Annotated in this window: 20 protein-coding genes; 9 read left to right on the forward strand and 11 right to left on the reverse strand. The window is 46.8% G+C overall.

Annotated elements, in window-relative coordinates:
• Positions 1 to 173 precede the first annotated feature (173 nt).
• The gene (locus tag KO537_RS03680; RefSeq protein WP_219233885.1) at positions 174 to 785 is read right to left on the reverse strand and encodes a response regulator; all 612 of its coding nucleotides are present in this window, start codon (positions 783 to 785) and stop codon (positions 174 to 176) included.
• Complete coding sequence (locus KO537_RS03685; protein ID WP_219233886.1) at positions 785 to 2803, reverse strand: sensor histidine kinase; 2019 nt, start codon at positions 2801 to 2803, stop codon at positions 785 to 787. Before KO537_RS03685 ends, KO537_RS03680 begins: the two co-directional genes overlap by 1 nt.
• 281 nt (positions 2804 to 3084) lie before the next feature.
• Between KO537_RS03685 and dsrO the strand changes: the two genes are divergently transcribed.
• The 4 genes from dsrO to KO537_RS23230 all read left to right on the forward strand — a co-directional run bounded on the left by dsrO (position 3085) and on the right by KO537_RS23230 (position 9690).
• Positions 3085 to 3867: a sulfate reduction electron transfer complex DsrMKJOP subunit DsrO gene (dsrO, locus tag KO537_RS03690; protein ID WP_219233887.1), complete on the forward strand. Its 783-nt coding sequence runs from the start codon at positions 3085 to 3087 to the stop codon at positions 3865 to 3867.
• A complete protein-coding gene (gene nrfD / locus KO537_RS03695; RefSeq protein WP_219233888.1) occupies positions 3857 to 4939 on the forward strand; it encodes an NrfD/PsrC family molybdoenzyme membrane anchor subunit in 1083 nt (360 codons plus the stop codon). The genes dsrO and nrfD overlap by 11 nt, the downstream gene beginning before the upstream one ends.
• 35 nt (positions 4940 to 4974) lie before the next feature.
• Positions 4975 to 8082: a tetrathionate reductase subunit A gene (locus KO537_RS03700; RefSeq protein ID WP_219233889.1), complete on the forward strand. Its 3108-nt coding sequence runs from the start codon at positions 4975 to 4977 to the stop codon at positions 8080 to 8082.
• A gap of 303 nt (positions 8083 to 8385) precedes the next feature.
• The gene (locus tag KO537_RS23230) at positions 8386 to 9690 is read left to right on the forward strand and encodes a PAS domain-containing methyl-accepting chemotaxis protein (protein ID WP_131525487.1); all 1305 of its coding nucleotides are present in this window, start codon (positions 8386 to 8388) and stop codon (positions 9688 to 9690) included.
• Between the two features lie 83 nt (positions 9691 to 9773).
• Here the strand turns inward: KO537_RS23230 and KO537_RS03710 are convergent, their stop codons facing one another.
• From KO537_RS03710 to KO537_RS03740, 7 genes are all read right to left on the reverse strand, one after another.
• Positions 9774 to 10475 (reverse strand): DUF3581 domain-containing protein, encoded by a 702-nt coding sequence (locus KO537_RS03710; RefSeq protein ID WP_131525486.1) that lies wholly within the window; start codon positions 10473 to 10475, stop codon positions 9774 to 9776.
• A gap of 424 nt (positions 10476 to 10899) precedes the next feature.
• Positions 10900 to 11130, reverse strand: coding sequence for a hypothetical protein (locus KO537_RS03715; RefSeq protein ID WP_173247521.1), 231 nt, complete (start codon positions 11128 to 11130; stop codon positions 10900 to 10902).
• 159 nt (positions 11131 to 11289) lie between these two features.
• Positions 11290 to 11685 carry a DUF2391 family protein gene (locus tag KO537_RS03720; protein ID WP_105250257.1) on the reverse strand — a complete coding sequence of 132 codons (396 nt, stop codon included), beginning with the start codon at positions 11683 to 11685 and terminating at the stop codon, positions 11290 to 11292.
• A 79-nt stretch (positions 11686 to 11764) separates the two neighbouring features.
• Positions 11765 to 12043 carry a peptidylprolyl isomerase gene (locus tag KO537_RS03725; protein WP_006084190.1) on the reverse strand — a complete coding sequence of 93 codons (279 nt, stop codon included), beginning with the start codon at positions 12041 to 12043 and terminating at the stop codon, positions 11765 to 11767.
• 159 nt (positions 12044 to 12202) lie between these two features.
• Positions 12203 to 14521: a penicillin-binding protein 1B gene (gene mrcB, locus KO537_RS03730; RefSeq protein ID WP_173248724.1), complete on the reverse strand. Its 2319-nt coding sequence runs from the start codon at positions 14519 to 14521 to the stop codon at positions 12203 to 12205.
• Between the two features lie 91 nt (positions 14522 to 14612).
• Positions 14613 to 17186 carry an ATP-dependent helicase HrpB gene (gene hrpB, locus KO537_RS03735; RefSeq protein WP_219233890.1) on the reverse strand — a complete coding sequence of 858 codons (2574 nt, stop codon included), beginning with the start codon at positions 17184 to 17186 and terminating at the stop codon, positions 14613 to 14615.
• A 103-nt stretch (positions 17187 to 17289) separates the two neighbouring features.
• Positions 17290 to 19509: an EAL domain-containing protein gene (locus KO537_RS03740; protein WP_219233891.1), complete on the reverse strand. Its 2220-nt coding sequence runs from the start codon at positions 19507 to 19509 to the stop codon at positions 17290 to 17292.
• A gap of 200 nt (positions 19510 to 19709) precedes the next feature.
• Between KO537_RS03740 and thpR the strand changes: the two genes are divergently transcribed.
• Positions 19710 to 20255, forward strand: coding sequence for an RNA 2',3'-cyclic phosphodiesterase (thpR, locus tag KO537_RS03745; protein WP_219233892.1), 546 nt, complete (start codon positions 19710 to 19712; stop codon positions 20253 to 20255).
• Between the two features lie 125 nt (positions 20256 to 20380).
• Here the strand turns inward: thpR and KO537_RS03750 are convergent, their stop codons facing one another.
• Complete coding sequence (locus KO537_RS03750; protein WP_105250260.1) at positions 20381 to 21160, reverse strand: tetratricopeptide repeat protein; 780 nt, start codon at positions 21158 to 21160, stop codon at positions 20381 to 20383.
• Between the two features lie 431 nt (positions 21161 to 21591).
• Between KO537_RS03750 and crp the strand changes: the two genes are divergently transcribed.
• The 4 genes from crp to KO537_RS03770 all read left to right on the forward strand — a co-directional run bounded on the left by crp (position 21592) and on the right by KO537_RS03770 (position 24637).
• Positions 21592 to 22227, forward strand: a complete 636-nt coding sequence (crp, locus tag KO537_RS03755; protein WP_006080082.1) for a cAMP-activated global transcriptional regulator CRP — start codon at positions 21592 to 21594, stop codon at positions 22225 to 22227.
• Between the two features lie 82 nt (positions 22228 to 22309).
• On the forward strand, positions 22310 to 22657 hold the full coding sequence (locus KO537_RS03760) for a hypothetical protein (RefSeq protein ID WP_105250261.1): 348 nt from the start codon (positions 22310 to 22312) through the stop codon (positions 22655 to 22657).
• A complete protein-coding gene (locus KO537_RS03765; protein ID WP_131523983.1) occupies positions 22638 to 23312 on the forward strand; it encodes a response regulator transcription factor in 675 nt (224 codons plus the stop codon). Before KO537_RS03760 ends, KO537_RS03765 begins: the two co-directional genes overlap by 20 nt.
• Entirely contained in the window at positions 23309 to 24637 is a 1329-nt protein-coding gene (locus KO537_RS03770; RefSeq protein WP_219233893.1) for an ATP-binding protein, read from the forward strand. Before KO537_RS03765 ends, KO537_RS03770 begins: the two co-directional genes overlap by 4 nt.
• Before the next feature lie 101 nt (positions 24638 to 24738).
• On the opposite strand, the gene KO537_RS03775 is transcribed toward KO537_RS03770, so the two are convergent.
• A complete protein-coding gene (locus tag KO537_RS03775) occupies positions 24739 to 25542 on the reverse strand; it encodes a DUF1338 domain-containing protein (protein ID WP_212599655.1) in 804 nt (267 codons plus the stop codon).
• Between the last annotated feature and the right edge of the window lie 177 nt (positions 25543 to 25719).

The raw sequence follows: 25719 nt of genomic DNA on the forward strand, positions 1-25719 counted from the left end.
GGCAATTAAGCGGCGATGCACTAATGCCTTGGCTCACATCTCAGCCCATTGCTCAGCAAAAACATAACCCTATAGCTAGGCTCAAATCAAACGGCCAATGATACGACAACTTAGCCAAAATAGGCGGCTAACAAAGCGGCAATTAGCGCGATAAAAGGTAAATTCCAGCGGATTTATTCGAGACGCAAGCGTTCGGCAATCCGACTGTAGATCAGCATCATTTCCGCCAGCGATCCCACTTGCATGCCTTTCATCAAATTGGCACGGTGGATCTCAACCGTGCGCATGGCAATACAGAGACTATCGGCGATCTCTTGGTTCTTCAGGCCTTGGGCAATCAGGTTGAGTATTTCCCGCTCCCTTGGCGTGAGCGCTTGATAAGTCTCAAGATACTGATTGTCTTGATGATGCGCCTTGGTATGTTCCAACGCTTTGACAACCGCTTCGGCTAACTTAGCGCCATCGGCGGGCTTTTGGAAAAAATCCACCGCACCTAATTTAAGCGCATCTACCGCCATTGGCACATCGCCATGGCCAGTGAGATAAATCACCGCTAGCGGACTATTTTTTGCCACTAATTCAAGATGCAACTGCTGACCACTCAAACCCGGCATTCGCACATCGACCAGCGCACAACCCGGTAGTGTTAAGTCTACGGCGGTAAAAAAGGCTTCGGCGCTATCAAAGTCGGTGATCTTAAGGCCATAACTTTCAAGCATAAAACGCAAAGAACGACGCACTGAGTCATCGTCATCGATTAAATACACTGGTAGTTCAAGACTCATTATAGTGCTCCATTGGGCTCAGGTTTATGCGGTATAGCCACCTGCGCTTGGCAACCGCCACCCATAGCGCTTTCTAGGCTAAACGTACCACCATGGCTCTCGGCAATATCACGGCAAATCACTAAGCCTAAACCTAACCCCTCTGATTTAGTGGAATAAAATGCTTGCATCAGCAGACTGGTCTCTTCGGTTAACCCTGTGCCATTATCTGTGACTGTCAGCAAGAGCGTACATTCTTGATAGCGAAGATCGATATCGATCGTGGGTGTGTATGGCTTTTGCGTGATGCTCTGTTCGGTGCCACTGGATTCAAGCTCTAACCGCTGAACGCAGGCGTCAAAGGCATTTTTCAGCAAGTTAAGCAACAACTGCTGCATGCCAACTTCATCGAGGGACTGTAAATAGGGTTCACCATTCACATTGACGGCAAGGTTTATCTGATGTTGTTCAAACTCATAGGCGAGCAGCGGCACAGTATCATTGACCAACTCATGCAAATACAAAGGCTGTTTCGACACAGGTCGCTTCTTCAATAAATTACGTAAGCGACTGATAATATTGTCGGCACGTGTGACTTCCTGCTGGATCAGCGCCAATACAGATTGCAACTCCTCAGGGCTAGTCCCCCGCTGTAATCGCACTTCGGCGCCATGACAATAATGGCCAATCGCCGCCAAAGGTTGATTGAGTTCATGGGAGAGACTCGCGCCAAGCTCACCCGCGATCGCAATACGCTGTGCATGTTCCAGTAACGCACGGTTTTCATTGAGCTGGCGCTGAGTGTTAATCAACTCACGGCCGCGACGACTAAAGCGGTATTCAAGCCAAAAATGATACACATTGAGTAAAACCAAAATCCCTAAAACAAGCCAAGCCCATTGTTGATGTAACTTGATCCACTGCCACGCCCTTTGCCACCATGGTGCCTGCAAAGGATGCATATCGAGATCTTTAAGCAGTTGATCGATCGCAAGCTGACTCACGGCCGTGGTCCAGCCCGCAGAATCAGCAGACTTAGCGGCGAGATGATCTTCAGGCAGCGCTAGCAAAGCTTGAGTCACACTTTTAGCCAGAGACTGGGAGGCGCGATTGGTCTTTGCCATAGACCAGTTGGGATAAAGGTGAGTCGAGACTTGGCAATTAAATCCCGCAGGCGCTTGATTATCGAGCACTCGATAATGAGCGATATTAATAAGACCTTCCGTTTGCATCTGCTCAAGCTGACACACGGGCACCACAGCCGCATCCAGTCGATTATCTTTCGCCGCATCATCACCACTTTTTTGATCATCTAACTGATACAACAAATTATCTAGCGGGAACCCCAGCAGAATAATCTCACCCACAAAGCGAGGCAAATCTATGCCCTTTAGCTGCGCTTCGTACACTAAGGTCAAGTAACCACCAAAGGCATTTTTCGATACGATCCCGAGTCGACGTCCCTTAAGATCACTTAAGGTGTGATAGGGCGAATCGGCGCGCACCACCAGCGCCGAACCCACTTGCATCGCCGCGCCATTATTTAACGGACTGCGCAGGGTCGCCAACCAAGTAAGGGAATATTGCCGCGCCAGCAACACGGATTGCCCTGGGTTGGTGATCACAAAATCGAGCCCTTGGGTTTCAACGCCCTTAGCTAGCTCATCGAGGGTGAGAGGATGTAACCTAAAGTAACTGTTGGGAATTTGGGTTTCGAGCCACCCCATCAAAGGTTGCCAGCGGTTGATGGTCGCCTTATAACCGCGGATGGCTAACACGCCAACATCGACCACTTGATAACTGGGCTCTTCGATAGCAACTTGAACCACAACCTCAGGGTCAGTTAATCCCGAATGCGCACTTTGATTCAGTGGCTCCGCAGCAAACACCTTAACTGAAGCCAGCAAACATAGGAATAACACTGCGTTCCTTGGCTTTTTTCTCGGTATTGCCACGGAATGTGGAGTGCTCAGAATCGATAACGGCCACTTGACCGATACAGCGAAGCGAAACACCGTTTTCATCATCCTCAATAACATGAAGTGCAATCCTTTATCCCCAGTCACTCAAACTAAAATCAAGTCCAACTCAAGCTAAGAAAAGGTCAAATTCAAGTAACAAAAAATAAAACCCTAGCATTTTGAAGGCTATTCTAACGGATATTTGTTGCGCTAGATCAAACCCACGCCTGATATGTGGAAAACCACTATAGTTATGCCGCCTCCCCTTTTACAGAATGCCTGTAAACCTCGCCATAAACCTTAACTCTAGGTCTATGAGCCAGTTTATTCGCCATCTGCAAGTAGTGAAGGAAATCTGTATGGACAAGAGTAAACGTCAGTTTCTCGGCAAAATGGCCAGCGTCAGTGTTGGCGCCGCACTCATCCCTGTCGTGCAAGTGTATGCACAGGATGATAAGCGCAGCCCTCAAATGCACAGTGCCAGCGAAGGCCAAGTGGGTAAACGTTACGGTATGGTGATCGATCTACGCCGCTGTGTAGGCTGCCAAGCCTGTACCGTCGCTTGCACTATCGAGAATCAACCGCCCCTCGGGCAATTTCGCACCACAGTGCAGCAGTATGAAGTCTCGCAGCAGGAAGATACCACTCCGCCTGCGTTTTTAATGCTACCAAGACTTTGTAATCACTGCGAAAACCCGCCCTGCATCCCAGTTTGTCCTACGGGCGCGACCTTCCAGCGCAAGGACGGCATAGTGGTCGTCAACAATGAATGGTGTGTTGGTTGTGGCTATTGCGTGCAAGCCTGCCCCTATGATGCGCGCTTTATCAACCACGACACCAATACCGCCGACAAATGTACCTTCTGCGCCCACAGGTTAGATGCAGGGTTACTGCCCGCCTGTGTCGAAACCTGCGTAGGAGAAGCCCGTGTGATTGGCGATCTAAATAATCCCAACAGCCAGATAAGCCAACTGCTCGCCGCCAACAAAACCGACATCAAGGTGCTCAAACCGACGGCTAATACTACGCCACGGGTGTTCTACATCGGCATGAGCAGCGCTTTTGAGGACAAGATTAGCGGCCAAGCCCCCGTTAGAACCTTACTTACCGATACTGGCGAGGAAATCCACCATGGTCATTAAAGAAATCTTTACCCCAGATATCGCTATTACTTGGCTACCTTGGGCAGTGCAATACTTTTTTATGATGGGGCTCGCCTACGCCAGCGTATGGGTCGCGACGATACATTTGTTTAGCCAAACCCAACCCGATGACAGATTGCTGAAGCTATGCGCCTGTCTAATGTTAACCGCAGGCATAGTCGCCCCTATCGCCTTACTCGCCGATTTACACCAACCGCTGCGGGCTTGGCATTTCTATGCGCAAGTTCGCCCTGATTCTTGGATGTGGTATGGCGCCTTTTTACTGCCCGTATTCTCGGGCACCAGCGCAGTGTTTGCTTGGCTGCTACTGCGTCAATATCTGCCTAAGCACACCACGAATCAAGACTCAGATTGGGTGAATAAAATAGGCCAATTACTGAGATTCGGTGATTGGAACAGTGACAAATTCATCAAGCCGATCGCACTGTTCACGGCCCTGAGTGCCTGTAGTATCGCCCTCTACACTGGCATGGAAACCATGGCCATTAAGGCGCGGCCACTGTGGCATACCTATTGGCTGCCACCTTTGATGGCAATGAGTGCCCTGCTCGCCGCCTGTGGCACTTTGGTGGTATTGAATCGACTATTAAAGGGCTACCAACAGCGCACCCAAGACAGCCTATTACTCTGGGTAAGAGCAAGTTTTGGTCTATTCGCCCTATGCCTTATCGGCTGGGCGTTATTCGATAAGGGCTCGGCCCCCGAGGCCGCATTATTGCTTGAAACCAGCCCAAGCTGGCAACTTGCTGCGATTTGGGTACTGGTCACACTCGCCGTGCTGGCACTGATGCTCGCCATTCGTCACTTACCCAATGTGGCAATGCTAATCGTCAGCCTCACGGCCATTCACCTTGCGTGGGGATTTCGCTGGATAGTGCTAATTCAAGCGCAAACCGATCCTAAATACGGCGCGGGGACTTATCTCTATCAACTGCCTTGGGGACCCGAAGGACTATTAGGCATAGCCGGTACCTTCGGCCTTTGGTTAGCATTAATGGCGCTGGTCTCCGAACTTATTCGCCACACGCCTGCGGCAAAACTTGCTCGCTGAGTACCCAATTAGTTTACAGAATTAAGGAGTCCATCATGGATAAGAGTAAACGTCGTTTTATCAAAGGGGCCGCTGTAACGGGTGGTGTGGGATTATTTGCTGCGGGTTATAGCCATACATTAGCGCAAATAGGTAAAGGTGTCGTCAATGGTACTTCAGGAAAACCGACCCAAGATCCGCTGCACGGCAATTCCTTAGCACCTGAATATAAAGTCGATTTACAGTCAGGCCAGTTAATCAGCAATGACGATCAACGCATCGCCAATACTATGTGCTTAGGTTGCTGGACCAAATGCGGCGTGCGCGCTCGTATCGATCAAAAAACCGATAAAATCATCCGTATCAGCGGCAATCCTTATCATCCGTTGTCATCGCGGGAACATATCGATTTCGATACACCGATCAAAACCGCCTTTGTTGGGCTTAGCGCCTTTCAAGAACAGGGTCTACAAGGACGTTCCACCGCCTGCGCCCGCGGTAATGCCATGCTAGAACAATTGGATAGCCCACATCGCGTCACCCAATGCCTTAAACGCGTGGGTAAGCGCGGCAGCGGCCAATGGCAGAGCATTAGCTTTGAGCAATTGCTAAATGAAGTCGTCGAAGGCGGTGATTTATTTGGTGAGGGCCAAGTCGAAGGCTTAAGAGCGATTCGAGATATCGCCACGCCACTCGATACCAATAATCCAGAATACGGCCCTAAGGCCAACCAGTTACTGGTCTCAAACGCCTCCGATGAAGGCCGCGATGCCATTATCAAACGCTTCACCTTCAGCAGCTTTGGCACACGCAACTTTGCCAACCACGGCGCTTACTGTGGGTTTACCTACCGCGCTGGTGCAGGCGCTTTATTGGATGATTTGAAAAAATACGCCCACTTGAAACCCGATTGGGACCATAGCGAATTTTTACTCTTTATCGGCACGTCGCCGCAGCAATCGGGCAATCCCTTTAAACGCCAAGCAAGACAATTGGCTAACGCGCGTGTGAATAACACCAATTTCAGTTATGTGGTGGTGTCGCCCATGCTACCCAATACCTCGAATCAACCTTGCGCGGGTAACAATACTTGGCTGCCGATCCGCCCCGCCACCGACTCGGCACTCGCCATGGGCATGTTGCGCTGGATTATTGATAATCAGCGCTACGCCGCCGATTTTTTGAGTGCGCCCAATGTCGATGCCGCAAAAGCATCAGGTTACCGTGGTTTTAGTAACGCAGGCTTCTTGATCGTCAGCGAACCTACCCATCCAAGATATGGCCAATATCTCTTTGCCAGTGATCTTGGCTTACCTTTCGAGGGTAAAGCCTACGGCGAGCAAGACTCGCAGTTGGTTGTCGATGCCGCGAGTGGCAAGATAGTTTTGGCGAGCCAAAGCCTGAAAGCCAAGCTCGACGTTGACCAAAACGTCGACACACCTAAGGGGGTGATTGCGGTTAAATCTAGCTTCCAGCTATTAAGCGAAGCGGCGCAGAGCTTCGAGATGGCACACTATGCCAAGGAATGCGATATCAGCGAGGCGCAAATTATCGCCCTTGCGGATAAATTTACCAGCCATGGCACTAAGGCTGCGGTGATCTCCCACGGCGGTACAATGAGCGCTAATGGTTTTTATAGCGCGTGGGCAATCATGATGCTCAACGCCATGATAGGTAACATCAATTTAAAAGGTGGCGCATTAGCTTCCGGCGGTTCCTTTCCCGCCTTTGGTAAAGGCCCAAGGTATAATCTGCAGGAGTTTGACGGCATGGTCGAGCCTAAGGGCGTATTCCTATCGCGATCTAAATTCCCCTACGAGAAAACCTCAGAGTATCGCCGTAAAGTCGAAGCGGGCGAATCGCCTTATCCTGCAAAGGAGCCTTGGTTTCCGATTTCATCGCCCTTGCTTGGCGAACATTTAACGGCGGCGGTGCACGGTTATCCCTATCGACTCAAAGCATGGATTAACCACATGGGCAATCCGATTTATGGTCAAGCGGGCCTAGGTGAAGCCATTGGTGAACAACTGAAAGATCCCAAAGTGCTACCACTGTTTATCAGTATCGACAGCTTTATTAACGAAACCTCGGCGCTATCGGATTATATCGTGCCCGACACATTAACGTATGAGTCTTGGGGTTGGAGCCCTTCGTGGCATGGGACTCTGACGAAGGAAACGACAGGTCGCTGGCCGATTGTCGAACCAAGGGTCACAAAGATGGCCAGTGGTGATGTGGTGTGCATGGAGTCTTTCTTAAGCCAAGTGGCAATAAAACTCGCACTACCCGGCTTTGGCGAAAATGCCGTTAAGGCCGCCGATGGCAGCTTACATCCGTTAACGCGCGCAGCGGATTACTCACTTTACGGCGCCGCTAACGTGGCCTATTTGGGTAAAGCCGTCGCCGATATCAACGCTGAGGACATGTATCTTAGCGGTGTGAGTCGTATCCAAAGTGAGCTTAACGCCAGACTCAAGCCAGATGAAGTCAAAAAAGTTAGCTACTTATTTGCCCGCGGCGGCCGCTTTGAAAATATGAGCGGTGCACGGGATGAAGTGGGGAATCCAACCAAGGTTTGGCCAAAACCTATGATGCTGTGGAATCCCGAAGTGGGCAGTCGCCGTAACAGTCTCACAGGGGAATTTATGAGTGGCTGTCCACGCTTATATCAACCCGCCTTAGCCAATGGCACACCGCTTGATAAGGCATTTAATAAATCACAATGGCCTTTGCTGATCAGTAGTTACAAATCCCACACCATGAGCTCTATGAGTATTGGCTCGGATCGTTTGCGCCAAGTGCACCCTAATAATCCGGTGCGGCTGAACGAGAAGACCGCCAGTCGCCTTGGGATCAGCACAGGTGACACGGTCAAGATCAGCACGCCCAACGGCAGCGTGATAGCCTTAGTGGAATGTGTTGCCGGAGTGCACCCTGACTGCATCGCTATCGAACACGGTTATGGCCATAAGGAACTCGGCGCGCGGGACGTAGTGATCGACAATCTTAAAATCGCCGCCAATCCGCTGATCCGAGTCGGCATCAATATGAACGACTTGAATCTGTTTGATCCGAGTCGCCACGGCCGCTACCCGCTGGTGGATTGGGCAAGTGGCGCTTCGGCCAGACAAGGGCTACCAGCTAAGATTGAAAAACTAAGCTAACCGCCGAGCATAGATGACACTTAAGAAGCTGCCCTTTGGCAGCTTTTTCTTTAGCGTTAATTCAATCTGATTAAGTCTAATCGCATCATTAATGCTTTCTAGCTATGCCTATTCGCGAATAAACCGAGGAATAGTGATCTTTTTTACTCAATTTAGGTATATAGATCCCGATCACGCGTTTCATAGAAATAAACCACATATTAAAATCACAGCTATATTTATCAGTATATCTAGCTCGAAATATCGAGCTTTCAATAAAGAACTGCAGTTTTTGAGTCAGTTAGACTCATCAGGAGTATCTCAGTGTTCAACTCTTCATTACGTAAAAGCCTAGAAGTGAGCGAAAGTAAACGCCAAGAGGCGGAGTCGATCATCGACTCGATTAAGCACAGTATTGCCACAGTAGAATTTACGCCTGATGGTTTAATTCTCGATGCTAATGCGTTGTTTTTAAAAACGGTAGGTTATTCACTTAATGAAGTCGTAGGCCAACATCACAAGCTATTTTGCTCGGCGGCTTATGGTAATTCTGCTACCTACCAGCAATTTTGGAGCAATCTAAAAGCAGGTCATCCACAGGAAGGTAATTTTGCACGAGTGAATAAAAATGGCCAAGAGATCTGGCTTAGAGCCACTTACTTCCCAATCAAACAGGCAGGTAAAGTCGTTAAAATAATGAAAACAGCCGTTGATATCACCCAAGATAAGCACCAACTTGACGACCAAGCGGCCATTTTTAATGCCTTGAATCGCTCGCAAGCCATTATTGAATTCACTACCGATGGCACGATTTTGAAAGCCAATACTAACTTCTTAAAGACAATGGGCTTTAGCAAAGAGCAGATTATTGGTAAACACCATCGTATTTTCTGTTTTGATGAGTTTTATCGACAAAATCCACACTTTTGGGACGATCTAAAGCAAGGTCGATATAGCAGCGGTCTCTTTGAACGTAAAAATGCTTATGGCGATTCGATTTGGTTAGAAGCAGCATACAATCCTATTATGGATGAGCAAGGTAAAGTGGTTAAAGTGATTAAATTTGCGAGCGATATCAGCAAACGGATCGAGCAAAGCCACGCTGTACGTGAAGCCGCCAATATTGCATTGACCACGTCACAACGTACCGTCGAGCAAGCAGAACAAGGCGTACATTTACTCAATGCGACCGTAAATACCTCTAATGCTATTGCCGAGCAAACCCATAAAGCGACCTTGGCGATAACTCAACTCAATGAACAATCTCAAAGTATTCAAGCCATAGTCGCAACCATTAGTTCGATTGCCGATCAAACTAATTTACTGGCATTAAATGCCGCAATTGAGGCCGCACGAGCGGGGGAACAAGGCCGAGGTTTTGCCGTTGTCGCCGATGAAGTAAGGCAGCTTGCTTCCAGGACCAGTAAATCAACCAGTGAGATTGCCGCCGTCGTCACTAAAAATACACAACTCACCACAAGTGCAACTAGCATGATGAACGAAGTTGAAGGTATTGCACTGGAAGGAAAACAACAGTTAGCGGAGGTAACATTGGTGATGGGAGAAATACGTAGCGGCGCGGAAAACGTCTCAGCAATCGTGTCGCAGCTATCAGTCAATAACAATTAATTGCTAACATTTAATCGCGCTATCAAGGATTGCATGGCGCTTTATCTAAAAGACAAAACGCCAACCTATTGCTTTTACGTCAATCAATAATCAGTTTTACGACCTTCATAGGTGGCGCGCATTTGCTGTACAAGAACCTCATCGTAAGCACGTAATCCACTCATCACTAAGGTTTTGATACCTGTGCCAACTAAAGTGTCGCCACTGTGTAATTCAAAATGCAATGTCACATCGCCACGTTTACCGTCGATTTTTAAATCTTGGCCAACGAGTGATAAGGTCACTTGCACAAAATCGAGGGTAGTTAAGTCAAACGACATACTTTCGTAAATCACTAAAGGCCGTTCTGGGTTAATCATCACTTGATGTTGTTTCATCAAAGGGATCAGAATATCGATAAAATTATGCCCAGAGAAAGCAACATATTGACGAATAAAGGATTCGGTCTGCGCATCGCAACAACTCACATCGCCATGACGGCTGACATTAAGATAGGTTTTTTCACGACTATCGCGAATCGAAAAACTCTCGCTCACTTGTTCAGGGAATTGCAGTTCGACGCTATCACCCACCATACCCGCAAAGCTAAACTTCATGCTCTGGCTCAAACCATATTGAGTCAATACTAGGGCAAACAGTAAATCTCCCGGTACGCAAAAGCGTTTTGCCCCCACATCGTGGATAGGATTAAAGTCCTGCGCAATTTTCTTCGCGAAGTCACTGGCTTGTTGTGCTGAAACGGAAATAGCTTGATTTTGCTTAGAAAAATAAGGCGCTAGAAACATATAAACTCTATTTGTAATAACTCAATACAGGGATGGATAACAAAATTATCACGAGTCTACCTTAAATTAGGTATTTAACTCACCCGATGACTTGACCCACGTAAGGCGTACAAAGTAACACCCTGCCCACATTTGTAAAGCCAAACAAATGACAGGGGTATCAGGATCTGTTGACGTTTCAGGTTTATTCTGCAGATATTAGGCGGAATTTTATACAAGATAGAGCCTTTATGGCGAGATGACGCGACATATTACAGCCGATAATGCCGCAGAAATGTTAGCTAAATAAGACCGTTTTCATCACTCGTGACTCATTTAAAATAACTCAACATCATTTTTCATTTGGCGAGCAATACCTTGTCAGAACAAATAACATCTAAAACGTAAGTATTGCCTAGCCACCGATAAGCCAAGGAATAAATCGTTAGACCTTTTTAAATTCACGCTTTAACTGAAAACCATCGTCAGTGGCTAACTGCTCTAGCACTTCGATACGCTGACGAAGGATGGCTAACTCGGTCTGCAAAGCTTGGTTTTCGGCCACTTGCTCACGCGTCGACACACCTTGTTTGTTGCGAATTTTCATTATAGCGACCACATATCCGCCAACAATTGCAAATATTGGGATAAGTAAAGCGAGGGCACCAGTGTTCATAGTCATTTCCTTTATCTATTGGCGTTATCGTTATCAAGCTCAAAATTTAGATCTGCTTATGACGCTTAATCAATGTCAAAGTCAGAACATGGAAATAAGTATGCGCAAGACAACCGCAATCAACCAGTGACAAAAGTCATGAGATTTAGCGAAACAGTGTCATTCTTTATCAAAACTATCCACAACAATAGCGCCCATAGAGGCTGGCATAGTGATCACTATGATCCGTTTTATAGAGGTTAGTGGGTCCTCAAAAAATGGCACTTTATCGAGGCAAAGTAGCACGAGGAAAACCACGAGGGCAGTGAGCAAATACGCCACCACGATACGAAAAATAAACACAGGAACGCGGGAAGCAATATTCTGTTGGAACACGCTGTGATAGGTGAATACCCCAAGAAAGAGCAGCGATAAACTAAAAAGCATACCGATATTCAATAAAGGTAAAGTCTCACCGAGATGCCACGCTTCCTCAGAAAATGCAACGGGGACCGCAAGGGCAAAAGCCCCTACGCAAACTTGGCTCGCATCTTCGGTGTTAAAACTAAATTTCATGCTGATCGCTCCCTAATCTTCCAATCTATTTGATTAGTCGAAAATAACGTTCGGTGAAGATGCGCTTATTACTGGGGTATTAAGTGCGATACAGCACTTTAACCACATGCCAGCCAAACTTAGTTTTCACTATATGTGGCACCAGTAATTCACCTGAAAATGCAACCTTATCGAACTGTGGCACCATTTGGCCTTTTTTAAATTCGCCTAAATCGCCGCCTTTTTTGGCCGAGGGGCAAGAGGAAAAACGCTTAGCGAGCACAGCAAAATTAGCACCATTATTCAGCTGCTTAACAATATCCTCAGCCTGTTCTTTGTGTTTCACTAAAATATGCACGGCGGCAGCGGTTTTAAACATGTCATTTCTCACTTTGGATTAACGTCCCGTGCAAAGGGAAGATTGGCGCCCCGAGTTTGCCCTCGATCACACCACTTCCATCGGCACAGGTTCTACTGACTAAAAGGTTTTATATCCAACGCATAAGTGCGTTATTGGCCCATTATCGACCCTATTAACCTAGAAAATTTTCTGCCACCACTGCAAAGGGTCGCCGCAGTTATTCACAGGACGATAGGTCGCAGCTAATGCAGGAAGCGCATCGACATTGCTGCAAGTGGATTCCTTAGCCACACCTGTATCTCGGTCAAAAAAGCCCTTCACTACGCCGCTTACAGGGATTGAGCGCAGACTAATAGGTGGACGTTCCTTTAAGAAGGCAAGATACACGGCCATGGCGCCACTACTACCATACAAACTGGTTTTACCGTTATCGTCACGACCAACCCAAATAGCGGCGACGTTACGCTCATCAAAGCCCGCAAACCAAGAGTCACGGCTGTCGTTACTGGTGCCAGTCTTACCCGCAAGTCCAACGCCAGGGAAAGCATTACCTAAACGCGTCGCCGTTCCCGTATTCACCACTTGCTGCATAGCAAATTGAATTAAGAAATCTGTCTCAGGTGCTATAGCTTGCTCTTTAGGCAATCGCGTCACTGGCAATGGGTTCTTATCAGAATCTAGCACAGCGGTCACTGTGGTTAACTTACGGTAAACACCGCTATCAGCTAAGGTTTGGTACACTTGCGCTACCATTAATGGCGAGCCATTGACGGCGCCGAGTAACATGGAGGGATACTCGTTTAACGGCTCCTGCCAACCCGATTTAGCCAATGTTGTTGCAACCGCATCCACACCCACAGCAATCCCAAGGTTTACCGTCGGTACGTTCATCGACTTTTTCAATGCCGTTAACAAAGGCACCTGACCACTGAACTTCTTATCAAAGTTTTGTGGTGACCATGTCTTACCTTGCTCGCTTTTTAAGGTAATAGGTTGATCTTTAAGAGGTGTCGCTAAGGTAAATTGGCTATTAGGTGCCAGAGCCGTAGCATACACAAAAGGCTTAATTAACGAACCAATAGGACGACGAATTTCAACCGCGCGGTTAAAGCCATCAAATCCCGGGGTTTTATCGCCGACCATAGCCGCGATACCGCCCGTGTATTTGTCGGTCACGACCATACCAATCTGCAATGATTTATTGCTCTTATCTAAGCTTTTGAGGGTTTGAGTCACCGCAATTTCGGCGGCTTCTTGGGCCATAGGATCAAGCGTGGTATAGATTTTCACCCCAGATTGCTTCAATAGCGCATCGCCATAACGCTCGTTCACTTCCTGTTTTACCAAGGCGAAGAAGGAAGGCAATTTTTGATGTGCTGGTTTATTGAGATTACGGATCCCTAAGGGTGACTCTACCGCCACCTTGTACTCAGCCGTGGTTAAATCCCCCGCATCCATGAGTAAGCGCAATACTAGATCACGGCGTTCTTGAATACGATCCGGATATTTCCATGGATTGTAGTAAGACGGTCCCTTAATCGCAGCCACTAAGAATGCCTGCTGGGAAATAGTCAACTCACTGATAGGACGACCAAAATAGAAACGTGAGGCCAAACCCATACCATGGACGGCGCGGGATTTATCCTGCCCCATATACACTTCGTTAAGATACGCTTCGAGGATTTCGTCTTTGCTGTAACGAAAATCAATAATGACCGCCATTAAGGCTTCGCGCACCTTACGCAGCAAGGAACGCTCACTCGAAAGGAAAAAGTTTTTCGCTAACTGCTGAGTTAACGTCGAGCCACCTTGCACAGTGCGACCGGCGCTGATGTTCACAAAAGCCGCGCGCGCAATCGCGAATGGATTCACACCATGGTGTTCATAAAAACTACGATCTTCCACCAGCAGTAACGCTTGCACGATCGACTTTGGCATTTCTTCGGTCGGCACAAACAGCCTGTCTTCACCGTCGCCAGTAATAATGCGGTCGAGCAATACAGGCTCAAGGTGGAATACGGCGAGTTGACGCTTGTCTGAGACTCGAGTGACCGAACTGATGCCATTGCTGTCGAAGCTGATCATGACTCTTTGTTCGACTTGATCGCCTTCAGGATGCAAAAACGGCCGACGCCACAATTCAATACGAGTGCTCGATGCCGAAAATTCTCCCACTTGGCGTGGGTTAGCGACTTTGCGATAGCCGAGCAACTTAAGCTCAGCCATCATTTGCGGATGGCTGACTGCCGCACCGGGGTACAGCGCCATAGAGCGACTAAACACCTGCGCTGGCAAATGCCATTTTTGGCCTTCAAATTTTTGCGCAATAATTTGATCAAGATAAATGCTGTAAAAAGTCACTACAGCTAATCCAGCCAAGCCTAATTTCCAACTGATAGACCAAATTCGTCGAAATAAACCGCGGCCATGATTAGCCCGACGGGAAGCGGGTGATTTTTTTGTCGTCTTAGTTGTCATATCTACTTCATCATTCATGCATTTAAAGACATCAGCCATAGGCACAAAGCTAACGTGGTGCGAATCAAAGTGCTTCATAACAAAATGTTATAAAACCAGCGGCGTGGTGCTAGGGCTGAGCTAAACCCAAGGTTTTCTTCTTGGTAAATTTTGTCGGCAGTGTATTCACAGGATCGTCTGGCCATAGATGTTTTGGATATCGACCGCGCATTTCCTTTTTCACTTCCACATAAGGTCCCTGCCAAAAGCTGGCTAAATCTGCCGTCAAGGCTAATGGACGCTGGGCCGGAGAGAGTAATTCCATCGTCACCTTTAGTTTGCCCTGCGCCAACATAGGACTCTGCGCCATGCCAAAGGTTTCTTGCAGACGCACACGCAGTAGCGCACGCCCAGACTCGTCATATGCTATTGGCGCAGAGGTACCAGTCACTAACGGCCAAGAGGTTGGCAATAACTCTTCAAGTCGCTGTTTCTGCTGCCAGCTCAAACAGTTTGCCACAAAACCAAAGCAATCGAGCTTAACTAATTGCGGCAGATTATTCACATTTTCGAGGTAAGGCGCCAGCCAAGTTTCTAGGCTCGCTAATAATGCTTCATCATCAACCTTGGGCCAGTCACTGCCCGCGTCAAAATCAGTTGCCAGTTTGAGCCTGTATTGAAATTGCTCTAAGTTAGCGTTCCAATTGAGGATTTGTAATCCTTGCTGGCGAATATAACCCAGTAAGGCCGCGACAATTTGCTTACGTTCAGGCTTAGCAATCGTCTCGGTTTTTACTAAAATTTGTCCGACCTTGTATTGGCGCTGCGCAATCACTCGACCTTTAGCTTCATCCCAGCCACAGATCTCATGAATGTCCAGCAAACCTTTTAGCTCGCCGTCGAACAAGCTTGGCTGAAGCTGACTCGCTAAGTAAATCCGCCCAGCATTTCTGCCTTCAGTTTCTTGAAAATCCGCCACCACCATCCACGGCGTTTGCGCCAATGCATCATCGGCTGCGAGCACGACGCCAGTACCATTGGCTAATTGGTAGCCCTCAACACCGCGGGCTTTAGCGATACGATCCGGATAAGCAAGTGCTAATAATAACCCCACATCGCTGTGGTGTGCATGGGTCGCTATCTTAGACAAATCCGCTGCTAATCCTAGCTTTTTCTGCCACTGTTTTGCCTGTTGCCCAGCTTGTCCATGACAGGCAAAGTGCAGGTAATTCATGATATCGGCGCCCTTTTTAGGCAAACCACGCGCCTCTAAAACCCCCGACAACAAGCAGGCCAAACTGCCCAATTGCGTTGCTTGTTCGTTAGCATTATTGACTCCCCCATTGTTTGCGCCCAAACTTTTTGCGCCCAATAACATATGAGCAAGCCTTGGGTGACACCCTAGCTCGTAGGCCGCTTTACCGTGGGGAGTGAGTTTATTTTGAGCATCGACCATGCCTAAATCTTGTAACAGTTTCCACGCCAGCGCCTCATGCACACTTGGTGGCGGCGTTAACAACATCAAGTCGCTAAAGGATTTTGCGCCCCAGTAAGCACAATCGTGGGCCATAGCCACCAGATCCGCTTGGCTGATCTCGGGTTCATCGGCCCTGAGCATGCGACCATGTTCTTCTTGGCTCCACAGGCGAACACACACACCCGCTGATAAACGCCCGGCGCGACCACTGCGCTGAGTTGCCGAAGCTTGGCTAATGCGTTTTAAGCCTAAGCGGGTGACGCCGGTTTTAGGGTTAAAACTCGCTTGTCGTTTATAGCCACTGTCGATGACAAAACCTATGCCTTCAATGGTTAAGCTCGATTCCGCCACGTTAGTCGCTAGCACGATTTTACGCCTGCCGTCCGTGGTTACCGCAATCGCGCTATCTTGCTCGGCACCCGAAAGTTCGCCATAAAGAGGGCAAATCAAAAAGGCATCGTCCGCTAAACGCTCGCGCAAAAACTGCTGTAATCGTAAGATCTCCCCTTTACCGGGTAAAAACACGAGCACGGCATTATTGGCAGCCGTTTTATCAACACTGGCACTGCTGCTGGCCGAGACCAGTTCTAGCACGCAGCGGCCAAGGTGATCGATCCAATGCTGCTGAGTTGGCACAGGGCGATATTCGATGTCGACAGGAAAACTCCGGCCTTCGCTGTGCAAGGTCACCGCTTCTGGCATGAGTTCAGCTAAGGCAAGACCAGATAGAGTCGCTGACATAGCTAATATCTTTAAATCGTCCCGCAGTGAAGCTTGCACTTCGAGCGCTAGGGCAAGACCTAAATCAGTGGTGAGGTGACGTTCATGAATTTCATCGAAGATGATCATTCCAATCCCAGTTAACTCGGGATCTTGTTGGATCATTCGCGTCAGTATGCCTTCGGTGACAATTTCTAAACGGGTATTAGCGCTGATTTTAGCTTCACCGCGGACGCGATAGCCGACTTCTTGCCCCACCTTTTGCTGGCGACAGCTGGCAATATAGTGCGCCACACTACGCGCCGCGACACGCCGCGGTTCGAGCATTAAAATGCGTCCGCTGATTTCAGGCCAATCCAACATAGCCAAAGGTAACGCCGTTGATTTACCCGCACCTGTCGGTGCCTCGAGGATCACTTGGGCGTGACGAGAAAAAGCCGCGCGCAGCGGTGCTAATAAGCTATGAATAGGTAGAGAGTTCAAGAAAAAGACATCAGCGGCCAACACAGGGCGTCAGTGTACTAACAATCGGCTTTGAGTACCATTTCGCAGCAAACATTATCAAGTCAGTGCTGACATAAGTAACAGCTCAAAGCTGCCATGCCCAAGATTACAGCTGTGGATAGGGAGCAAAAATCTCACGCTTTTCGAGCCAAGGTTGACTGAGCCCTGACTGTAGTTCAGCTAAGCGTATCGGTTTATTGATGGCGTAACCTTGAGCATAGTCGACGCCTAAGGCTTGCAATTTCCACCCTATTTCTTGGGATTCGACAAATTCAGCAACCACATCAAACCCCATATCTTGACCAAGTTGGCAGATAGATTTTACGATCGCCTGATCCGCAGAGTCTTGGCAAATATTGACGACAAATTGGCCATCCACTTTTACAAAATCCACATTGAGGCGCTTAAGGTAAGCAAAGCTAGAAAAGCCTGCACCAAAATCATCGAGGGCTAATTTACAATTGAGCGGACGAAGTATCTCGAGTAACTTTGTCGCTTGATCAAGCTGACTCACAGCCGCGGTTTCAGTGATCTCGATGCAAAGCTTATCCACCAGCTCAGGTTCGGCCATCAAACGCATTTCTAGCCAATTCATAAACTCATGATCGCCCAAAGAAGTTGCCGACAGATTCACAGACACAAGATCCAATTGCTGCCAAATATCTAAATGACTACCACCCCACTTGAGCAAATTATCGATCACCCAAAGATCAACCTTAGAAGCCAAGTTGTATCTCTCGGCGGCGGGTAAGAAGATAGCAGGAGACACTATAGTGCCGTTAGTCTGCACCATACGCAGTAGGATCTCTAAATGTAAGCCAGTTTCATCGCGGTTTAACGGCACTATGCTTTGAAAATAAAGCTCGAATTGGTTTAACGCGAGTGCGCCGACGATATCTACAGAGGCCATCATCTCGGTGTAGAGACGGTTCATTTTAGGATCGCTCGCACTGTATAAATGCCAGCCATTTCGGCCTTGATCCTTCGCCAATCGACAAGCAGCGTCAGCTTGACTCATGACGGTATAAATATCGGCGGATTTTTTATCTAGCCTAGCAATCCCCATACTGACACTGACATTGTGACTACGACTTTCCCAAATAAACTCATGATTTGCTAACTGGGTACAAATCCGCTTAGCAATCTGTTTCGCAGAGTCCACATTGCAGTAATGCATCAGGATACCAAACTCATCGCCCCCTAAACGGGCAACAATATCGCCTTTACGTACGAGCTGTTTCAAACGTAATGCGACTTGGCAAAGCAGTTTATCGCCCGCCTGGTGGCCACTGATATTGTTAATGACTTGGAATTGGTCTAAATCGAGAAATGCCACGCAAATAGGCATATCATCGTGGGCGTGTAATAGGTTTTCTAATAGGGCTTCAAAATGTAGCCGATTAGGTAAACCCGTAAGTGCATCATAATTGGCATGGAAGGATAACTCATCGGCTAAGCGGTACTTTTCACTGACATCTTCGGCAATCATGACTAAAGTATCTTTATCGCCGCTAATCTGGCTAAAACTCAGTTTCAACCAAGTTAATTGATGAATTGATTTTAAAGGTAATTCACACCAAGCTTGGCCGAGCACACCTTCTCGTACCACATGTAAGGTATCGGTTAGCATGGCGTGTTCTTCCTCACGCACCATGTCGAATAAATCATAGCCATGTTGAATTGGCAGGGTTTGCAGAGCGACTTTATTCAGCATAGTCAATTGATCATGCTTATCTAACAAGGCGCAAGCTAAGGGCAACTGGTTGAATACTTCACAGTATTTATGTTCACTGGCAAGCATGCTCAAAGCGATACGCGTCAATTCCATCGCAGAGCCAATCATCACAGCGGCGTGATTAAACTCACTTATAAACTCTTCGCTCCATTCACAACATTCTGAGCAATTGACGGCCCCCAAGGCAATACGGGTTTCACCAAACACGACTGGCGGCAATACTAATAGACTCTTGACGTCCCAATCCCTTAATAAAGCTCGCTCAGCCTGAGCATCGGCAGGCAAGGTATTCACATCAGCCAGATTTAATAGACGCGGAGTACGGACAAGAGAGCGAAAAAATGGCATTCGTGCCAAGGGCCAGACTCGTGTCTGTTGGCCTTGGGCAAATTGAGGTTTTAAATACAGATTACGCGTGCGTAAACGATCCAGTGACTGGCTTCCAGTTAATACAAATACCCCGTCACAATGCAGTTGCAAAGTAATAGTCTCAAGCGCTCTGTCAACATTCTGCTCTAAGGTTTCTAGCGGGGATTCACTAAAAATACTGACCAAAGCCTGTTGGAGTGGATTAGCTAAACCTACTGACATGAAAAGTCTCTTCCTTACCTAAAAATCCATTTAAGGTATTATCGACGTGCATTAAGTATAGGCTCACAGTAAATTAAACGTCTGCTTGAGTCACAAATTAGCTGATAAATTCAACAGCTAGATTAACGCTCAAATGCGCTTAACGTCAAAGTGTTCGCTGAGATAATCCATATTAAGCCCTCCAAAAGGATGATAAACCGATGCAACAAAGGCTATTCCTCGGCTTCGCTCCCACAGATAGTCAAAGGGTATATCTAAGTGAATTGCAGCAGCAATTGGTATGCCACCTTAATCCTGAGGCGAAAGCGGTGAGTGTCAGCAATCTGCATTTAACGCTCTGCTTTATGGGTCAAGCTAACAACGAGCAAAAAATCGCCCTCCTTGATGCGGTTGACCGCTTAGTGAAGCCAAGATTTAGCGTTCGGCTTAACCACCTCAATGTATGGCCTAATGCGCAAGTATGTTACTTGAAAGGCGATGATATTGAGCCGCCGTTAGCGCAATTAGCTAAACAGACGCAAGAAATTGCTGACCGACTGCAATTACATCGAAGTGAGCACAGCTTTTGCCCGCACATCAGTTTATTTAGAAAAGCAAAACAATGGACACTAGATGAGTCGGCTTTATTGCAACTCAAAGGTATGAATACGCTGACGTTAATGCCCGATAATTTGCATTTATACCATTCAAAAAGCACAAGCACGGGTGTCGAATATCACATCCTAAATTCTTGGACACTCGGTTAACCTTAAATCAAAAACAAAAAGCCCGAGTATCCACTCAGGCTTTATTTTTCAATTTATGAATCAATGCATTAATCAATACTAAAATAAAAATAGCAGTTAACTAGAGAGCGATGATGAAGAAAGCCCTATTCGAGTAAACGTAAGGTTTCGCGATAGGCACGCTTTTGCTCGTAGGTTTGTAACCGCAGCATAAACTCATCAGTCTTAGTCATTTCAGCATTCATTTTCAACGCTTCGATCGCTTTCTGCTGCGTCGAAATAGCAGCACCAAAATCACCTAACTCCGCATAAGCCGCGGCTAAATTATCAAGATTTGTAGGATCGTTTTCATTCACTTTGAGTAATTTTAAGGACAACTCGACCGCTTTATTGCCATCACGATATTCTGCTTCGGGGCAAGTTGCTAAAATCCACGCCACATTACCCAAAGCAACATCATCACCCACTTGGGAAAATTGCTCGACCGCTTTACCGCAGTTGCGCTGCACACCGTCACCGCCAGACGCATAAATAAAGCCTAAACGGAATTGAGCCCAACGACTGCCCTGCTCACTCAACGCTTTATACCAATGCTCAGCGACTGACAAGTCACGCTTGATCAATTGGCCTTCAAATGACAGATCCGCTAAGGTTTGCTGCGCTTTTTCATGCTGTTGTTCGGCGGCAAGTGAGATCCAGTGCAATCCAGTCGGCACTTCTTGCGACACAAAACGTCCAGAGAGATACATTAATCCCAGCAAAAATTGGGCATCGGCATCACCTTGCTCTGCCGTCACCTGAATATGCACAAACTTACTGGCCGCAAGTTCAGCTGCTGGCTGCGGGATAGAAAATGCGTGCGCCGCAGAGCTCAGCCCTATTGTTAAGCTTAAACCTGCACCTAAAACCCATAATCTGTATTTCACTTGCTTACCTCTCTTAAAAACAACTGCCCTCAAAGTTAGCCAGAATTAACCCCATAAGTCGAGCCTAAATACACACAAACCTCAGGATAATGGGGGAAGCTAAGCCAAATGGAATGTCAAATTTAAAAAGTGAAACATGTTATTGTGTAATTTAGTGGCATATTTTATTCATAATCTATAATAAAACTGCTGAAATAGACTGGTAAGATGTGATTAACTCGACAGAGTTAAGTGAATCCAGCGAGTTTCATACCGATTTAGTTGACTTAAATCACTAAAGTAGCAAAATAAGCTCTAATTTTAGATGGTTAATTGCATTTATTCACTTATTCTAAACTAAGACTTCCATCAAGTTTTTGTGAGTTTAATTGACGTAAAATGCTTATTTAGAATACTCTTACTTTCGTTTTAATCAATCGAGGAACACCAACATGGCTCTGATTGGTAAGCCAAAACCTGATCCAACTTTGGAATGGTTTTTATCACACTGTCACATTCATAAGTACCCTGCAAAGAGCACTCTTATCCATGCTGGTGAAGACTCAGATACCCTTTATTACATAGTAAAAGGTTCTGTAGCGGTATTGATTAAAGATGAAGAAGGTAAGGAGATGATCCTTTCTTATCTGAATCAAGGTGACTTTATCGGTGAACTAGGTTTGTTTGAAGAACAAGCCGAACGTACCGCTTGGGTTCGTGCTAAGCAAGCTTGTGAAATCGCTGAGATTTCATATAAGAAATTCAGACAGTTAATTCAAGTTAACCCTGAAATTCTGATGAAGCTGTCTGCACAAATGGCCTATCGCCTACAAAGTACCAGCCAGAAAGTGGGTAACCTTGCATTCTTAGACGTTGCAGGCCGTATTGCTCAAACTCTATTACATCTGGCTAAACAACCTGATGCTATGACACACCCTGATGGCATGCAGATTAAGATCACTCGTCAAGAGATAGGCCAAATCGTTGGCTGTTCACGGGAAACTGTGGGTCGTATCTTGAAGATGTTAGAAGAACAGAATTTGATCCAAGCTCATGGTAAGACAATCGTGGTATACGGTACCCGTTAAGTTAGTCTTCAGCTTGATTTAAGCCTGCCTTATTAAAGTGGCCTAGAATAAATTCTAGGCCACTTTTTATTGGGGAGCTCAAATGAAACGGCTGTTTTTAATCTGTTTTTTCAGCCTATTCACGCTGGTGCATCCAATAATCTTGCATGCCGAACCTATTGAATTAGAACATTATCAAGCCAAGGCGTTAGTTAACTCTGGGCAAATATTGTCCTTAAACGGTACACTCGCCGTAGTGAACCAATTTTGCCAAGGTGAACTAATTGATGCTCATCTCTATCAAGAAGATCATAAATGGCGCTATGATTTGCAAATCAAAGTTCAGCGTGGCCAAATAGTTAATCTCAGTATTGATGCAACTAATGGTCAAGCCGATCAATCAATAGCACTACCGAGCGAATGTCGAAAACATGAAACTGTTACTCGTTGAAGATAACCCAATGCTAGTCACCGAGCTGGAGAAACAACTCAAACTCGCTGGCTATGTAACCGATATTACAGACAAAGCGCTTGAAGCCGATTATCTGATCAAAGAAACCCAATACGATTGCGTAATCTTAGACATAGGTTTGCCCGATGGCAACGGCCTCGAACTGCTCGAAGGCTGGCGAAATCAAGGGATCAGCACTCCAGTTATCATGCTGACTGCCCGCAGCCAATGGCATGAAAAAGTAGAAGGTTTTAATGCTGGCGCCGACGATTACTTAGGTAAACCTTTCCACGCCCAGGAATTATTGGCCCGAATCCAAGCTTTAATCCACCGTGCACATGGTCGTCTAAACACCTCAAGTAAACAATTGAGTTATGGTGGCGTGGTTTTAGATGAAGCAGAACAAACGGTAAAAGTGGCCGAGCAACTATATGAACTCACAGCAATGGAATTCAGGCTGTTAAAAATCTTCCTCATGTCACCTAAGAAGCTGTTATCTAAGACGCAGCTAACCGATAAGCTCTATCAGTTTGACGATGAAAAAGAGAGTAATGTGGTCGAGGTTTATGTCACCCATCTACGCAAGAAACTGGGTAAAACCACAATCGAAACCCGTCGCGGCCAAGGTTACATCTTCCACGGCATTATTGAATGATCTCGATCCGCACTAAGCTCAGTTTATGGTTAACTGGCTTACTCGTGTTAGGTACTGTGATTGGACTGATACTGTTTGAGTCCATGCTACGTCAGGCCTTCCACGACTCTATTATCAATCGCTTAGAAGAAGATCTCGAACATATCATGCTGGCAACCCATATCCACGATGGGGAGATCAGCATAGATCAAAGCCAGCTTTCCAGTTTCTACAAGCCCGCCTATTCAGGCCGTTATTTTCAGCTTAACCTGCCAAATGAAGTGATTCGCTCACGCTCCCTGTGGGATATGCAGTTAGATATCGAGTCACTGGCACCGAATCAAACCCGCGTCTGGCAAGCTAAAGGGCCAAAAAATAACGATATGCAGTTGTTATCACTGGGATTAAATTCCAGCAGTGCCAATGTCAGCGCCACCTTAACCGTTGCGCAAGATTTGAGTATCGGTAGACGTGTGTTTAGCGAGGTTTATGGCACTAAGCTTGGTGTCAATCTGGCGATGTTAGTTGCTATGATCGCGGGGATATTCTTGATCCTACGTCAATCCTTTAAGCCAGTTAAGCACATACAGCACGCACTTTCTCGGCTAAGACAAGGGGAAATTAACGCGCTGGAGCTCAATAATATTCCCCCCGAAGTACAACCATTAGCAAAAACCTATAATGAACTACTTGAGTATACTGCCAAGCAAATTGAACGTAGCCGCAATAACTTAGGTAATTTGAGCCATGGGCTCAAAACGCCACTTGCCGTGATGCAGCAACAGGTTGAAGCTCTTGGCCTCAAAGATCCTGAAACTGCCATTGCCCTGCAGCAGCAACTTGATTCGATTCACAAGATGGTCGAGCGTAAACTGGCTGCGGCGAGGATCACTGGCGACATGCTCCCCGCTGCGCAATTGGTGATCCCTAGGGATTTACATAGCCTAGCCAACACGCTAAATAAGGTTCACCGCAACAAGTCCATTGAATGTGATTTCGAACTCGATCCCAATATTCTCAGACTGCCTATTCACAGGGAAGATGGCATGGAGCTCTTAGGTAACCTGCTAGACAACGCCTTTAAATGGGCCCAGAGCCGAGTCAGCATTCAGCTATCGCGTCAACAAGAGCGTCTCTGCCTTTGTATTGATGATGATGGTCCAGGGGTTGCTGATGATGAGCTAGATAAGCTCACACAAAGAGGAACAAGGCTTGATGAGTCTGTGATGGGTCACGGTTTAGGATTATCAATAGTGAAAGAAATTGCCGAGCAATACGAGATTGAGCTGCAGTTTAATCATAGCACTCGCTTAGGTGGATTGAGGATCGAGCTGACCTTTAGCTAGCCCCAGAGTATGCCAATCGTATTAAATGCCTTGTTTGAAATATCCATAAAAAACGCCATCGAATTGATGGCGTTTTTTATGCAGAAAGCAATTTGAGGACGTTAGGCTTTATTCACATTGGTGCTTTCAAAAATCTTGTCGGCAGACGCCGCCACAAAGCCTGTGTAGAGCTCGCCATTAGCCATAGGATAACGTAGCGCAAACTCATAGAAACAGCTTGGGATTTCCACTGTCGCGTCAGTAAATTCAACACCAATCTTATCAGCCATAGTCGAAGACTGTTCTAACAAGACTTCTGGCGAACCTTTGATCTCACCACCTGAACTATTGAGCACAAAGCCCGCTTGCTTCAGTGCTTCATTCACTGACTCTAAAGTCTCAAAACCGTCGAGGTGATTGATAGACACAGTGAAATGGTTAGCGCGGTAACCAAAAGCCGCTACCCAAGCTGCATATTCACTCTCAGTTAATAAGTCCTGATAGGTTTTAGCATCTAAAGACCAATGACGGCCTGAGTAAATAAAGTTGTCCGCCGTTGTCGCTGCTGCATCCACTTGGGCGATTAAGCCTTGAATAGTTTTTTGCAACGCAGGGCTAAATTCTTCAACCAACAGCTCAGAGATAAACACTTTAGGCTGAGTCGAGTCTGGATGTTCAAAATGCTTAGCGATCAGTTTTTTCTGTTCAAACTTATAATCACCGCAAGGTACATAACCTAGCGAAGTGAAATGCTTAGCCAGCACGTCCAAATTCACCTTAGCGATATTGAAAGTACGCAGGGCAATATGGTCGTTGATGATCGGTTTACCATGACCCAACAACGCGTGCACTTTTGCCGCTGAAGGGGTCATTTGAATATAGTCTTGCCACAGAGCGGCAAATAACGCGTTGATGTCGGTATGCATAAAAACTCCTTTTATTGTGCTGCGGTTATTGCTGTTATTTTGCCGCAAACACTAAATGTAACGACCTAAATGCTACTGTTGTAGCGTCTACACATACCCACAGTAGAAACTCAAGTAACGTTACTGCTTGTTATTAAAAAGGAAGAACATTAGTCCTTCCTCCTCTTTCCCACATAT

The sequence above is a fragment of the Shewanella sp. NKUCC01_JLK genome (assembly GCF_019345615.1).
In the GTDB taxonomy this organism is placed as follows: Bacteria; Pseudomonadota; Gammaproteobacteria; order Enterobacterales; family Shewanellaceae; genus Shewanella; species Shewanella oncorhynchi.